Raw genomic sequence first — 12,994 nt, 5'->3', positions numbered from 1 at the left:
AAATTACCAGATCCGGGAGTGATCGGGGGGAAAATTCCGGGACTTTTTCCCTGAAAATTAGGTAATTGACCCCCTCAAAATCGGTAAAACCCCACACCCCACAACCCCACACCCTGTCCCCACGAAAAACTTTTTCAGCAGACCCTATCTAAAAACACTGTCAATAGAAAAGGAGCGAACCGTCAGTTAATTAGACCGATTATTGCAGACATTTTTGAAAATTTTCCTTTTTACGATGGTTTTCCTGAATTGAGATTCTCCCCCCTACTAAAGCAAGGGGGAAAAAAAATCAATTGGCACGCTGTTCAACCAACAGTTGGTAAGCATGATTAAAATCAGCCGTTGTAATGCGAATATCAGCCGGGTCAGTCATTCCCTGATGGCGATAACGACGAATTGCCATCAGTGCCGCTTGGTTACATAATAACGCTAAATCTGCGCCATTCCAGCCTTCCGTTGCCTGGGCCCAATAGCCTAAATCCACATCATCTAAAGGACGTTCATCATTATGAACCCCCAGAATTGCTAAACGACTAGAGGCATTCGGTAAATCAACTTTTAACTGTAAATCCAACCGTCCCGCTCGCAATAAGGCCGGATCTAACGCATCTGGGCGATTAGTGGCTCCAATCACTAAAATCGTTGCCGCCGTTTGCAACCCATCTAACTCCGTGAGGATTTGTCCCACAACCCGGTCACTCACTCCCGAATCCCCACTATAACGACCTCTTGCCGGTGCTAAAGTATCAATTTCATCAATAAAAACCACACAAGGGGCTGCCTGACGAGCTTTGGCAAACAACTCACGCACCGCTTGTTCGCTCGCCCCTACCCATTTACTCAAAAGCTCAGGTCCATTAATACTGATAAAATTAGCTCGCGCCTGAGATGCAACCGCTTTGGCCAATAAGGTTTTTCCCGTTCCAGGGGGACCCCAAAGTAAAATACCTTTGGGAGCTTGGGCTTTGGTTTGCGTATATAATTGCGGATGGAGTAATGCCCCTTCCACGGACTCCTGTAGGGTTTGTTTAATCTGTTCAAGTCCGCCAATATTGTCCCAGTCCACATGGGGAGATTCCACCTCCACAGACCGCAATACCGCCGGTTTAACTTCTTTTAGGGCTTGCAAAAAGTCGGCTTGGACCACCGTCATTGTTTCCGGAATTTGCGAGTCAATCGTAGGAACCTGGCGTCGCAAAGCACTATAGGCCGCTTTCTGGCAAACGGCTTTTAAATCTGACCCGACAAATCCCACCGCATTATCGGCAATCAGAGCTAAGGAAACCGATTCATCTAGGGGCATGGAACGGGTGAGAATTTGCAGGATTTCTAAACGGCCCTTGCGGTCAGGCACCCGAAAGAGGACTTCTCGGTCAAACCGTCCAGGGCGACGGAGGGCAGGGTCAAGATGGTCGGGACGGTTTGTCGCCGCTAGAACAATCACCCCTTGGCTTTGGGCAAAGCCATCCATTAAACCCAGCAATTGGGCTACCAGTCTTTTTTCGACTTCCCCTTCAACTTTACTGCGATCGGGTGCCATGCTATCAATTTCGTCAATAAAAACGATACAAGGCGCATTCTTACCGGCTTTCTCAAAAATTCCCCGCAGTTTTTGCTCGGCTTCCCCATAATATTTGCTAATCACCTCTGGTCCGACTAAGGCAATATAGTTAACACCGAGTTCTTCAGCCAAAGCACGGGCAGTCAGGGTTTTACCGGTTCCAGGGGGTCCGACTAAGAGAACGCCGCGAGTGGGTTCAAGTCCTAACTTGGCCAACAAGTCAGGGCGTTTCAGGGGAATGGCAATTAGTTCCTTGAGTTCTTTAATCACTTCCGTCAAGCCACCAACATCTTTCAGGGAAGCCGTGGTCGGTCTTTCGGGCGGTGTCACACTTTCTTCAACCCCTGAATCGGTGGGGGATGAGCGATTGCGATTGACCTCAAAATCATCCCCGCCAGAATTGCTCTGACGAGAAACTCCCCCTGAACGGGGAATACCGCCAGAACGGGGAATATTACTCAAGGGACGGGAATTAAATTGCATTTCGGTTTTAATTTCCCCTTTTTCCAGTTTCTCTTCCAAGATTTTAGCCAGTTCGACTAATTGCTCGAAGCCTTTGAATAATTCTGCCATAAAATTTCTCCTGAGTCAAGTGAAAGATGGGGACTGCAGCAATTCTCATTTTAAGGTTTCATGACATTAAAACCCTTGCACCTAGAGGGGTTAATAATTCTTAACGAGTCTCTAGATCGCTGAAACAACGCAAAATCGTTTCAAAATGAGAATTGCCGTGGGGACTGGGTGATAGATGGGGTTAAGAAGTCCGACTTGATCAGACTAATTACCTTTAAAATAACAGATCTGCCGCGCCTTTTACCCGGGCTAGAGGTTCTACTGACCGGGGTAAACTGGGTAAGCGGATCAAAGTTTGATCTGGGAATAAATCCCGATCAATTTCCCCATTAGCATGATAACGATTCTGCACGACATAACGTTGATAGATTCCCATTTTTTTCAAAGATGCTGTCAATCGCAGTTGTTCGGCAACGATAGCATCTTGGGCTTGCAAAACTCCAATAAATTCTGTATGTTGGGGGTCTTTTAGTTTTTTCTGGGCAGACATCACTTGTTGTCTTAAGGTTCGTAATCGTCCCATTAAATCTACACGCCCTAAGACATTTTGATACTTCATCCAAAGCTTAAAAATCCAACTTAACCAATCTCCTAAAGCCGTTGGCATTTCCAAAAATCGCAGGAGATGACCAGTAGGAGCCGTATCTAAAATAATCAAATCTTGTTCTTTCTGGTCTAATAACTCCATTACTTTTACTAGGGATAACATTTCATCAATTCCAGGCAGAGATTGAGCTACAATTTGTCGCCAAGCTTCCGGAGTATAAGCTAGTTTGATGTTTCCTTCTTCCTTACCTTCACCACTAATCATTTCTGCCAGTTCCCATAAATAATCATCCCGAAATTTTTCTAAAATGATATTAGCATCAACTTCTTGACCACTTAAATTATCAGTTAATTGTGTGGATTGATGTCCTAACTTTGTCCCAAAGGCATCTCCCAAAGAATGAGCAGGATCAATAGAAATAATTCTAATTTTTTGATCGGGATGACGATTAGCTAACGCCCAACCAATAGCCGCAGCAACGGTGGTTTTTCCCACCCCCCCCTTGCCACCAATGATAATGAGTTGGCGTTTGTCGTCAATAAAATCACTAAAACTCGGCAGAATTTTTTGCGGCCATTGAATAGGAGGCGGCGCAATAAATTCTACTTGTTCGAGGATTTTAATTTGACTCATGATCTGATCTAATGCTTCACCTCCTAGTGGTTCTTTTGCTTGTTGAGGCAGGGTGAAAATTGTCTCTTGACCTGGAATTTTGAGGAATTTATCGAGGAGTTGCTGTTGCTCACTATAGCGATCTAAATTTTGATTAGGATCCGTTAGAATGCGATTAATAAATAAGCTGCCGCAGGGAATATTTAAGTGATGCAAACTATTGAGTAATCGTTCGGTTTCTAATAAACTCATCGGTTCGGCAATTGCCACAATTAAACAAAGGGTAAAATCCCTATTTTGTAGGAGTTGTTTGCCTTCAGTTAATTCTGATTTTGTTTTGACTAAAAAGTCATCCACATCATCGGCATTGTAGGTTTTTGCAAAAGTTTGCGAAATAACACGATGTTTTTCTTGAAACAACTCTAAAGAATTGAGAATAATCTCTAAAAAGTCTTTAATTTCCAATAAATTTAAGGTATGACCAGAGGGGGCCATATCAACAACAATTCGATCAACAACATTCTCTATTAGTAATCGTTGAATTTCTAATAGACCCATGATTTCATCTAAACCTGGCCAGTCTAAATCCCAAACAGGAGTTAAATCTTCTCCTTCAACAAAACTGCCCCGTTCTACTAAAAGTTCTAAAAATTTTCCGTATTTTTCTTTAAATTCTAAAAGCAATTTTTCCGCATCTAATGCCCTAACTTTTAAGTTGGGTAAGTCTTTTACAGGTGATGCTTCATCGCTAACTTCTGTTTGCAATACATCCCCTAAAGAATGAGCAGGATCGGTTGAGATTAATAGGATTTGTTCCTCGGGAAATAATTTAGCCCAACGGCGAGCAAATCCACAGGAAAGGGTAGTTTTTCCCACTCCTCCTTTGCCACTAAACATAACTAAATGTCGAGTGTCATAACGACTTAGAGAGTTATTTACCAAGTTAAAGTTAGTCATAGAGAAATCAAGTTAAGTAAAGTGATAGGGGGGAGAAACTTGTCCTAATTGTAATTCCCAACGGGGGCAGGCTTTCTGCCAATGCAAAACTTGCTCGATTAGTAAAGGTTGTTCTTGAAAATCAACTAAAAGATAAATTCGTGATTCTGTCCCTGGAGCAGTAATAATCTTCGTTGATGGATAGTTTTGGGTGATTAAATTCACGAGATTTTGCCATTCTGAACCTTGCAAAGTATAAAAATCTTGTTGGGCTTCATAAAGCTGTTTTTTGGCTAAAAAATATTGTCTGCCCTTGCTTTCAGAAGAGAGTACAGGCTCCTCTGGCTTACGGGGAATACATTTTAAAAGATATTCTCCTTTTCCCTCAAGTTCTTCAATTTTTTCTTGATATTCTTGGCCATGAGAACAAAGATGAGTCAGTAAATTTTCTGACTCTAAAAAAGATGTGCCAAAACGTAGGGGTAAAATAGTGGTTTGTTGAAATAATTCACAGATGACTCGATCATGACATAAAACCGATTGAATCAAGCGCTCATCATCATTTTGTAAAGTGTCTAAACAAACTTCGGGTTCGACTACGGCCGAGATATCTCCACCAGTTATCAGTAACAATGGGTTAGCCATTCCAACGGGTAATTTTAGGCTTTCTCTGGGGGTTTTCAAAAAAGCGTAAGTATATAGGTTGTACAATTTCATAGGGTTTACCAAAAGAAAATTGACGATTTTTTACAAGTTTTTATATTGGGGCGTTGATATGCTAGAATATTCTAAGTTATTCAGGGATTGTTATGACAACCACTCGTTCACCCAGACCAATTAGATCTAAAATTAGCACTATGCCTCGGAAACAATCTGAAGCAGATCAGCAACTTGAGCTTTATAAGTTAATTACTGAAAAACAACGTATCCAAGAAAAATTAGAAATGATGGAGCGGCAGATTCAGCAATTAAAAAATCGTCTCACGTTTGTTACAGAGCAAATTGAGACTACAGAACAAAGTATTCAAAATTTGCGTACAGCCAACCCTCCTAGTTTAAGTTTAGCTAAAAAACCTGATTCCCCCAAAACTGTTGCTCACTCCTCTAATAATTCTAGTAATTTCCAAGCTTTTTACCTAGAATATTAAGGCTTAATCAAGGGCTAGTTCTGACCAAGCTTCAACGAGTTCTTGAGCTTGTCAAAGCCGCCCTTACTAAGTGCCGCTACAATTTGTGATTTTGTCCATGGCCTATAGGGTGGGAAAGATTACCAGTTTAGAGAGAAAATTCAGATTCGTTTTCTGCCGCCTCTTCTTCTAAGGCCTGAATTTTTAATAAAAGTTCTTCTTCCTGAATTTCAAACTCCTCCTCAGAAATGTTGCCCATATCGTAAGATAGTTGTAAGGATAATAATAATTTGTGCAAATTTTCCGCCTCATCATATTCTATATCTGCACGCTCTTGAATCTTCTCCCCAATCCAGATCAGACCCCCAATAGGACCGGTAACAGGAAGAAGTAAAATATCGAGAAACATAACTAATACTCTCCTTAGATAAGTTGGGCAAAGGTATAGGGTGCAGTTAAATTGTTATAGCGAATTCTTAGGCGATCACCAAACTGCTGATCGATCGCTTCAACGTTTTGGCTAAATTCTGGCTCTTGCTCCCAGGGAATTAAATAAGCTGCATTGTAAATCATGTCATCCGTCATCGGATCGCTTTCAATCACCTCTTGGGCTCGATGATTTAATTGATCTCTAAAGACTTGAATAATGTCTTGTTTCCGTTGCAATACAGTGGCTTCAATGAGTTGACCTATATGAATAATTTCTTCCATATTTAAGTTTTTCCCCATCATCGCATCCCGTTCTTGCTTTAACTTCGGATTAGACTCCAAAGCCGCTTGTAATTCCCACTGATTATCCCAAAAAATCTTAATGCTAACCTCTCGTTGTCCTGACAGTTTAGCAAATAATTCTTTCAGTTGGGTTTTATAGGGAGTAATTAGTTGTTCGGTGACGGATTCCCAGGTTTTGATAACTAAGCCAAACCGCAGGGGCAACAACGTTGTAAACCCTGCTTCCATGACAGTTTCTAATACTTTTTCATGGCAAATTAAATAGCGACGGGATGCCAAATACTTCTCTTTATGAGCAGCGGAGTAGAGAAAACTAAAACCATCAATCATCTCACTGTGAACCGGCTCATTATCAATCCCCTGCAAAACGAGTCCGTCAGGAATTGGTTCCGGAAAGATTCCATACAAATAAAGACCCACTGTCATCAGTATTCTCCCAAATTAAACCGGCTGAGAAGTTAAAACCAAACGAAGCTTTAGATGAATTAAATCTAGTTGAGCTAGACCCAGATCAACATTTCCTTCCACAACAACTCCTGTATTGAGAAGTCTATCCACTAATTCTAACACAGAGGGCTTAATACCCTCCTTTCCAGGATAATAACTCCCCGCTTCCGGTAAAAGAGTGCCAAACTCTCCTAGGTGGACATTTAACTCTTCTGGCTCAACCTCAAAAATTTCACACAAATAGAGAATTTGTTCTTGCAATTTTTGGATACTTTCTGCGGCTCTATCTAAATCAGACTCACTGAGAACCCCTTTTTCCATCCGGCGAATGATTTGGGCTTCGAGCAATTGGCGTACCAGTTCCACGACAGTTAACAGTAAAGGGGCTAAACCAGCTTGGCTATTACTTTCTGGACGGGTCAGCAAGGCTTGATTATCAGAATCGTAAGGTGTGCAAGCAAGTGTCATGGTTGGAATTGGTAAATGAGCAGTTTTTGACGGTGAGTCTCTAGTGGGGAGCTTGGCCAAGAAATTTTATCTGAGGGAAAATAATGATTTGACATACCCCACGCCGTAAACGGAAGTGGATTCTTGTAGCATCACTGCTGAGAATTTCTGGCTTAACGAGTCCACTTGAATTAGATTCTTGGCGAAATCCAACCCAGAGGTGGTTCTCTCCTCAGACTTTTGCGACCTTACAGAAGCCTGTTCTCGGGGGACCCTACGATACAGTTCAAAACCTCTAAAATAATTGGTTTCTCTGGTACTTGACGCTGAGAGCTTTTACCTATAGGAGCATTCCCCTATAGAACCCCATAACTCTAGTTTTCAAGGTGCGTTTATCCGGCGATGACTGGGTTTTTTAAGCGGTTGCTTACCCAGATCCCTATTCTTAATATCATACATCAGATCAAGTCGCCCTAAAAGGGCGAGGCTTTAAACCCAATTTTTCGGTAAACTTCTTTACCGTTTGAGGATTCAATTGAGGAATTTCAATGTATATAAAGAATGTGACTGATCGTTCGGACTGGGATCACGGCTCTCGATTGCACTTAATTTGGCTAAGGATTTTAAGGCTTGAAGTCGCCGTGAAAGTTCCAGGTTTTCTGCGAATAAAGCTTGGCATTGGCTAGGGAGGTAGGGATAACCTGGCAAGCCGTTAATCGCCGTTTCCCTTGCTTTATCAAGGGGGGCAATCGTCTCGTGTAAATTTCCTAACCTTTGAGGATTCAAGTGAGGAATTTCACGCATCTGAGGGATGTGCTTCATCGTTCGGACTGGTATCATGGCTCTCTATTGCAGTCAATTGGGTTAAGGATTTTAAGGTTTCAAGCTCAGTTTCTAGGGTTTGCAGTCGGAGTGAAAGTTCCCGATTTTCTGCTAGTAAAGCTTGGGATTGGCTATGGAGGTAGGGGTCTCCTTCCCACCAGTTGATTCCCATTTCCCTGGCTTTATCAACAGAGGCAATTAACAAACGAATGCGGATATTGATAAGTTCAGTGGAGGCAATCGAAACGGAAATATCGCCGGCAATCACAATTCCTTTATCTAAAACTCGTTCGAGTATATCCGCTAAACTCGAACCTTGAGTTGCTGTTTTTAGGGAGTTGTTTGACTGGTTTTTGAGCGAGCCAGCAAAAGTGGAAGAAGTCACGGTTGGTTTCACTCAATAAGAGTATAAAATTAGTCTTTTCGCTGGGGCAAGTTGCCTCGCAGTAAAGATTGAATGGCTTTTAACGATTGATTTCCTGTCGAAGGCTCAGAAGTTGACGCTTGGGCATCGGAAGGCTCCGTCTCCTCTACAAAGGATAAGGATTCTAACGGATTGTCCTCGAGGATTTCCCATAAAATCGCTCTTGACTTATCAACAGATAAATTGGTGCGGGACAAAAGAACATCGGCGCAGATATCACGGAAGTCCGAATCAGCGGAGTTGGCCGCAATATCGTGAGAGGCGCAGACTTTAGCAATCATTAAACAAGAGCGCAAACCCGACGTTTTTTCAGTCGCAGTTTTCACACGAAAGGTTTTGACGAGGTTGACAATAAATAAAGCATCTTCTCGACCAATCCCCGTTTTTTGAGCCAGAATTTCAGTCTGAGTCAGTTGGTCTGGTTCAGGCATATTTATAGTTACCAACCGATCCATTAAAGCATCTTGGGTGGCATGAACCCCACAATATTCTTCTGGGTTGGAGGTGAAAATTGCCCGAAATTGAGAATTGACTTGTAGGTAATCGGGTTGATGGCTAGTGGGCGGCAGGGTGAGAATTTTTTCTTCCAAGGCAGAGAGTAAAACGTTGTTGACCTCAGGCCGAGAACGATTGAACTCATCATAAACTAGGGTAAACCCCTCGCGACAGGCCATTGTTAACCGAGAATCCACCCAATTGTGTTTTAGCTCGTCTTCAACTTTGAGAACGCTGTGGATATAGTTATCCATCAGTTTTTTATGGGTATAACCAGACTGGCTACCAATTAAATCGGAACTGGTAAAGTCATCATCGCCAAAGATTAGCATCACAGGTCTGGCTAAACAATTGGCCAAGTGCATTGCCAAGGTGGTTTTTCCCGTTCCTGCTGGACCACATAGATGGATGGAAAAACCAGCGTTTAGATAACGTAAGGCGCGAGTGGCAACTTGATCAATCGAAGGCGTAACAACAAATTGACCAGGGCGAAGGCAGAGGACGGATCTTCTTGTTTGAGTTTCAGTAAATGTCATAGTTGAAATCTAGTAAATACCATTGTTGACATCCTCACCGCCGTAAACGGACGGTGATTCCTCACCACGCCACCTTTTTAGGATGGTCGCGTCAATGGGGTTGACGCTTCACCAAAAGCGGACGGGTATTCTTGAGCTAACAATTGCCCGTTCAGGTTTCCCTTCATAACCGAGTAGGCAAGGACGCTTGTGTTGCCCGAATTTGACGGCAGGGTTAATCGTCTTTGGCTTTTAAGGCCCACCTCTATAATATCCCAAAAGAGTAGGAACTGTCATCAATTAGCTCTAGAACCTTGATTCTGAAGGTATTTTTAGGATATTCATTAGTCAAGGGGCTAAGGAGCTAAAATTCTTGTCTAGACTACTTTTCCAGACTTGAACAATGACAAGCCCAGATGCAGTCCTTTTCCCTTACCTCCTTTGTCAACAAAAGACTACTAATGACAACATTAACTATAAAGTAAGTGAAGTTTTATAACACTTCTTAATCTACCAGAACCCTAGGGTCGCCCCTACAGGAACTCACCACCCCTACGTTAAGTCTAGAAACCTAGAAAAGCAGGATCAGCATGGTAGGTTTAAAACCAAAGGCTTATTGTTGTACCTTCAGATAGTCCTCTAGTTTAGTCAGGAAAAGGGACTAGAGGGTTTTTACTCTAGCCCTAGGCTTAAGTGGGTTGGAATTAACCTAGAGATTTATTTGCCAAAAACGTAGATAGACAACTCTTGACGAAATTGACGCAAATCGTCTTTTAGCTGTTTCGCTTCCGCTAAACGTCGTTCTTGGAATTGACTTAAATCATCTTTCACCTGTTTGGCTCGATCTAGATGAAGTTGACGTAATTCGTCCTCTAGCTGCTTCGCTGCCGCTAAACGTTGTTCTTGGAATTGACTTAAATCATCTCTCAGCTGTTTGGCTCGATCTAGACGCTGTTGACGTAAGTCGTTCTCTAGCCGTTTCGCTTCAGCTAAACGTTGTTCTTGAAATTGACGTAAATCCTCTTTTTGCTTTTCCGCCTGAGCTAAACGCTGTTTTTGGGTAGCTGTTAAAAACGCAAGGCTTTCTTGTTGAACTTTTTGGAAAGATTGGCGCAAAGCAGTTGCCTGTTCTTGCGCTTGTTTTTGTCTTTCAGTTTTGACATCCAACAAAAAAGCTTGGACTTCTTGCGAGAGTTTAGCTACTTCTCCAGCAATCGATAAACGCTCCTGGCGGAACTTTTCCATGAGAGCAGGCATGGGGTTGTCCTCAATTACTAAATACTATGGAATGGATTAGACCCAATCACCCGTTAGAAAAACCTTCACGGGGACTGGGGGGAGAGACAGTAGATTCCGACTTTTCTGATCATCCCAAAGTCGAGATAGCGAACTACCCTATCAATTATAGACTATTGCGCCCCAAGAGAGGGGTAACTAAACTCAATAGGGATTAAAGAAAAGCCGAGAATCTAGAAAACCTGGTAAGGTTTTAACTGAGCAGATAGGAGAATCTGTGAGCAATCCTTAAGCAGGAACCGCCGCAGATTGAGTCAGACCAACTGCTTCAGCATATTTGAGGTAGGTTTCAACCGAAGCGATGACTACACGAGCTTCAATCGCTAATAATTCGATTCCTACCAAAGAGACGCGAGCCCAGGCATCAATAACGATACCTTTGTCAAGGATACGATCGATAACTTCAGCCAAGCTAGAGGAAGAATTAGTTTTTTCGACTGCCATGGTAATAGACCTTGTTTGTTTGTTAGTTGTATAGAAAACGTACAGTGCTGATCCCAAAGTTGAGATAGGGAGCTACCCCATCTCAAGGGGCGTGGCCTCACTACCTAAAGAATGGCCTTCCATTGCGCTATTGCGAAAAATAGAGAGGCTCACATTCTGGCATTCAGGCGATAGGCGGTAAACCTAGCTACAAGGGTCAAAATCACGGTCACAAAAATAATTTGTCTGAGTCTAGCTTTGTTCTAGCTATCCGTTGCCGTGCCAACCCTATTAACATAGACTATTGCGCCCCAAGAGAGGGGTAACTGAACTCAATAGAGATTAAAGAAAACCCAAGAACCTGCAAAACCCGGTCGGGTTTTAACTGAGCAGATGGGAGAATCTGGGAGCAATCCTTAAGCAGGAACCGCCGCAGATTGGGTCAGACCAACTGCTTCAGCATATTTGAGGTAGGTTTCAACCGAAGCGATGACTACACGAGCTTCAATCGCTAATAATTCGATGCCCACCAGAGATACGCGAGCCCAGGCATCAATAACGATACCTTTGTCAAGGATGCGATCAATAACTTCAGCTAAGCTAGAGGAAGAGTTGGTTTTTTCGACTGCCATGGTAATAGACCTTTTTGTTAGTTGTATAGAAAGTGTACAGTGCTGATCCCAAAATTTATCTATCGAGCTACCGCATCTCAGGGGCGCAGCTTCCACTCCAAAAATGACTTTCTATTCCGAAAAATAGTGAGTCTCATAATCTGGTGATAGGGGGTCAACCTAGCTACAAAGGACAAAATCACGTTTACAAAAATAATTTGTATGGGTCTAGCTTTGTTTTCGCTATCCGTTGCCGTGTCAACCTGATCATTTATAGACTATTGCGCCCCAAGAGAGGGGTAACTAAACTCAATAGGGATCAAAGAAAAGCTAAGAATCTGCAAAACCCTGTAGGGTTTTCACTGAGCAGATGGGAGAATCTGGGAGCAATCCTTAAGCAGGAACCGCCGCAGATTGAGTCAGACCAACGGCTTCAGCATATTTGAGGTAGGTTTCAACCGAAGCGATAACTACATGAGCTTCAATCGCTAATAATTCGATGCCCACCAGAGATACGCGAGCCCAGGCATCAATAACGATACCTTTGTCAAGGATACGATCAATAACTTCAGCCAAGCTAGAGGAAGAGTTGGTTTTTTCAACTGCCATGGTAATAGACCTTTTTGTTGTTTTCATAGAAAGTGTACAGTGCCGAAATCATCAAGGGTTCAGAAATCCATTTCGTTTTTCTGCCTTCATCACTTCAGCATTTGAACAATAACACCCTTTTTTTGTCGTTGTCAATACCTAATCTCGATTTTTTCGTTAAGAAATATAGTTAATTCTCAGTTTTGTGCTTAATAAATGTAGTCAATTCTCAGAAAATGCGGGTCAAGGTCGTTGCTGCTCCCCTTTTTTCTAAGCAAAACTGCCCATTGGGAGAGCAGGGCGAGCGCACCTAAAAACAAAACAAATACAAGAACCTTGCGGGGATAACTGGACTTACCCCCCCCCAAGAAAAATAATCAAACCCTTACCCCAAGGCAGTCTTGGCGATTGTTCGACTACCCTTGACTAGCTACAATCGACTCGGAAGGGTAGCTGGAGCCTGTTTTGATGGACACAGAACAAATAAACTAATAGTAAAAGCCTTGCAAAGCAAGGCTTTTAGGTGCTTAAGGCACAAATGTATGGAAATTTTAGTTTTAACGATCGCTATCTTATACTAAATCCAGTTATTAAAGACTGATTATCTATTCCTGCTCTTGCCTCTTGTCTATAGACCTCCTGCAAAAGTCTTATTCAGCTACTTGATGATAGCCTAAAGCAAGTTCATAGTTGTAAATGCCAGCTATTAAATTATAGCACTTCTTGGAGCTATGAGGTACAATAAAAAGCAAATAGACAAATAATAGAACTCGCCAGCTTCCTATGAGACCCTATTCCGTAGATTTTCGCCAAAAAATTATCGATGTCTGGAAGAAAG

Annotated in this window: 14 protein-coding genes; 1 reads left to right on the top strand and 13 read right to left on the bottom strand. The window is 42.4% G+C overall.

What is annotated here, in order from left to right; all coding sequences use genetic code 11:
* Positions 1–289 precede the first annotated feature (289 nt).
* From IQ242_RS05860 to IQ242_RS05850, 3 genes are all read right to left on the bottom strand, one after another.
* Complete coding sequence (locus IQ242_RS05860; protein WP_193959333.1) at positions 290–2,134, bottom strand: AAA family ATPase; 1,845 nt, start codon at positions 2,132–2,134, stop codon at positions 290–292.
* Positions 2,135–2,348: 214 nt separating this feature from the next.
* The gene (locus tag IQ242_RS05855) at positions 2,349–4,250 is read right to left on the bottom strand and encodes an ArsA family ATPase (RefSeq protein WP_193959332.1); all 1,902 of its coding nucleotides are present in this window, start codon (positions 4,248–4,250) and stop codon (positions 2,349–2,351) included.
* Between the two features lie 12 nt (positions 4,251–4,262).
* The gene (locus IQ242_RS05850) at positions 4,263–4,946 is read right to left on the bottom strand and encodes a GvpL/GvpF family gas vesicle protein (RefSeq protein WP_002786506.1); all 684 of its coding nucleotides are present in this window, start codon (positions 4,944–4,946) and stop codon (positions 4,263–4,265) included.
* A gap of 92 nt (positions 4,947–5,038) precedes the next feature.
* Between IQ242_RS05850 and IQ242_RS05845 the strand changes: the two genes are divergently transcribed.
* Complete coding sequence (locus IQ242_RS05845) at positions 5,039–5,377, top strand: hypothetical protein (RefSeq protein ID WP_002786505.1); 339 nt, start codon at positions 5,039–5,041, stop codon at positions 5,375–5,377.
* A gap of 127 nt (positions 5,378–5,504) precedes the next feature.
* Here the strand turns inward: IQ242_RS05845 and IQ242_RS05840 are convergent, their stop codons facing one another.
* The 10 genes from IQ242_RS05840 to gvpA (IQ242_RS05795) form a co-directional block, all read right to left on the bottom strand.
* Complete coding sequence (locus IQ242_RS05840; protein ID WP_193959331.1) at positions 5,505–5,765, bottom strand: gas vesicle protein GvpG; 261 nt, start codon at positions 5,763–5,765, stop codon at positions 5,505–5,507.
* Between the two features lie 14 nt (positions 5,766–5,779).
* Positions 5,780–6,514, bottom strand: coding sequence for a GvpL/GvpF family gas vesicle protein (locus IQ242_RS05835; protein ID WP_002786504.1), 735 nt, complete (start codon positions 6,512–6,514; stop codon positions 5,780–5,782).
* Positions 6,515–6,529: 15 nt separating this feature from the next.
* Positions 6,530–7,003 carry a gas vesicle protein K gene (locus IQ242_RS05830; RefSeq protein ID WP_193959330.1) on the bottom strand — a complete coding sequence of 158 codons (474 nt, stop codon included), beginning with the start codon at positions 7,001–7,003 and terminating at the stop codon, positions 6,530–6,532.
* 510 nt (positions 7,004–7,513) lie between these two features.
* Positions 7,514–7,822 carry a hypothetical protein gene (locus IQ242_RS05825; RefSeq protein ID WP_052277531.1) on the bottom strand — a complete coding sequence of 103 codons (309 nt, stop codon included), beginning with the start codon at positions 7,820–7,822 and terminating at the stop codon, positions 7,514–7,516.
* Positions 7,779–8,189, bottom strand: coding sequence for a gas vesicle protein (locus tag IQ242_RS05820; protein ID WP_072925191.1), 411 nt, complete (start codon positions 8,187–8,189; stop codon positions 7,779–7,781). The genes IQ242_RS05825 and IQ242_RS05820 overlap by 44 nt, the downstream gene beginning before the upstream one ends.
* 29 nt (positions 8,190–8,218) lie before the next feature.
* Positions 8,219–9,259, bottom strand: a complete 1,041-nt coding sequence (gene gvpN / locus IQ242_RS05815; RefSeq protein ID WP_052277530.1) for a gas vesicle protein GvpN — start codon at positions 9,257–9,259, stop codon at positions 8,219–8,221.
* A gap of 696 nt (positions 9,260–9,955) precedes the next feature.
* The gene (gene gvpC / locus IQ242_RS05810; RefSeq protein WP_052277529.1) at positions 9,956–10,495 is read right to left on the bottom strand and encodes a gas vesicle protein GvpC; all 540 of its coding nucleotides are present in this window, start codon (positions 10,493–10,495) and stop codon (positions 9,956–9,958) included.
* 267 nt (positions 10,496–10,762) lie between these two features.
* On the bottom strand, positions 10,763–10,978 hold the full coding sequence (gene gvpA, locus IQ242_RS05805) for a gas vesicle structural protein GvpA (protein ID WP_002735503.1): 216 nt from the start codon (positions 10,976–10,978) through the stop codon (positions 10,763–10,765).
* 395 nt (positions 10,979–11,373) lie between these two features.
* A complete protein-coding gene (gene gvpA, locus IQ242_RS05800; RefSeq protein ID WP_002735503.1) occupies positions 11,374–11,589 on the bottom strand; it encodes a gas vesicle structural protein GvpA in 216 nt (71 codons plus the stop codon).
* 372 nt (positions 11,590–11,961) lie between these two features.
* A complete protein-coding gene (gene gvpA, locus IQ242_RS05795; RefSeq protein WP_193959329.1) occupies positions 11,962–12,177 on the bottom strand; it encodes a gas vesicle structural protein GvpA in 216 nt (71 codons plus the stop codon).
* Positions 12,178–12,994 lie beyond the last annotated feature (817 nt).

The organism is Microcystis sp. LEGE 08355, assembly GCF_015207185.1.
GTDB classification, from domain to species: domain Bacteria; phylum Cyanobacteriota; class Cyanobacteriia; order Cyanobacteriales; family Microcystaceae; genus Microcystis; species Microcystis panniformis.
The sequence above is the reverse complement of the archived record's forward strand: the minus strand, read 5'-3'. Positions and strand labels throughout refer to the sequence as shown.

What these genes read in the sequence shown, in the direction of transcription:
- IQ242_RS05830 (WP_193959330.1), bottom strand. Translation starts at nt 7,003, where the DNA reads ATGACACTTGCTTGCACACCTTACGATTCTGATAATCAAGCCTTGCTG.
- gvpA (WP_193959329.1), bottom strand. Translation starts at nt 12,177, where the DNA reads ATGGCAGTTGAAAAAACCAACTCTTCCTCTAGCTTGGCTGAAGTTATT.
- IQ242_RS05845 (WP_002786505.1), top strand. Translation starts at nt 5,039, where the DNA reads ATGACAACCACTCGTTCACCCAGACCAATTAGATCTAAAATTAGCACT.
- gvpA (WP_002735503.1), bottom strand. Translation starts at nt 10,978, where the DNA reads ATGGCAGTCGAAAAAACTAATTCTTCCTCTAGCTTGGCTGAAGTTATC.
- gvpC (WP_052277529.1), bottom strand. Translation starts at nt 10,495, where the DNA reads ATGCCTGCTCTCATGGAAAAGTTCCGCCAGGAGCGTTTATCGATTGCT.
- IQ242_RS05840 (WP_193959331.1), bottom strand. Translation starts at nt 5,765, where the DNA reads ATGTTTCTCGATATTTTACTTCTTCCTGTTACCGGTCCTATTGGGGGT.
- gvpN (WP_052277530.1), bottom strand. Translation starts at nt 9,259, where the DNA reads ATGACATTTACTGAAACTCAAACAAGAAGATCCGTCCTCTGCCTTCGC.
- IQ242_RS05855 (WP_193959332.1), bottom strand. Translation starts at nt 4,250, where the DNA reads ATGACTAACTTTAACTTGGTAAATAACTCTCTAAGTCGTTATGACACT.
- IQ242_RS05835 (WP_002786504.1), bottom strand. Translation starts at nt 6,514, where the DNA reads ATGACAGTGGGTCTTTATTTGTATGGAATCTTTCCGGAACCAATTCCT.
- IQ242_RS05850 (WP_002786506.1), bottom strand. Translation starts at nt 4,946, where the DNA reads ATGAAATTGTACAACCTATATACTTACGCTTTTTTGAAAACCCCCAGA.
- IQ242_RS05860 (WP_193959333.1), bottom strand. Translation starts at nt 2,134, where the DNA reads ATGGCAGAATTATTCAAAGGCTTCGAGCAATTAGTCGAACTGGCTAAA.
- IQ242_RS05825 (WP_052277531.1), bottom strand. Translation starts at nt 7,822, where the DNA reads ATGATACCAGTCCGAACGATGAAGCACATCCCTCAGATGCGTGAAATT.
- gvpA (WP_002735503.1), bottom strand. Translation starts at nt 11,589, where the DNA reads ATGGCAGTCGAAAAAACCAACTCTTCCTCTAGCTTAGCTGAAGTTATT.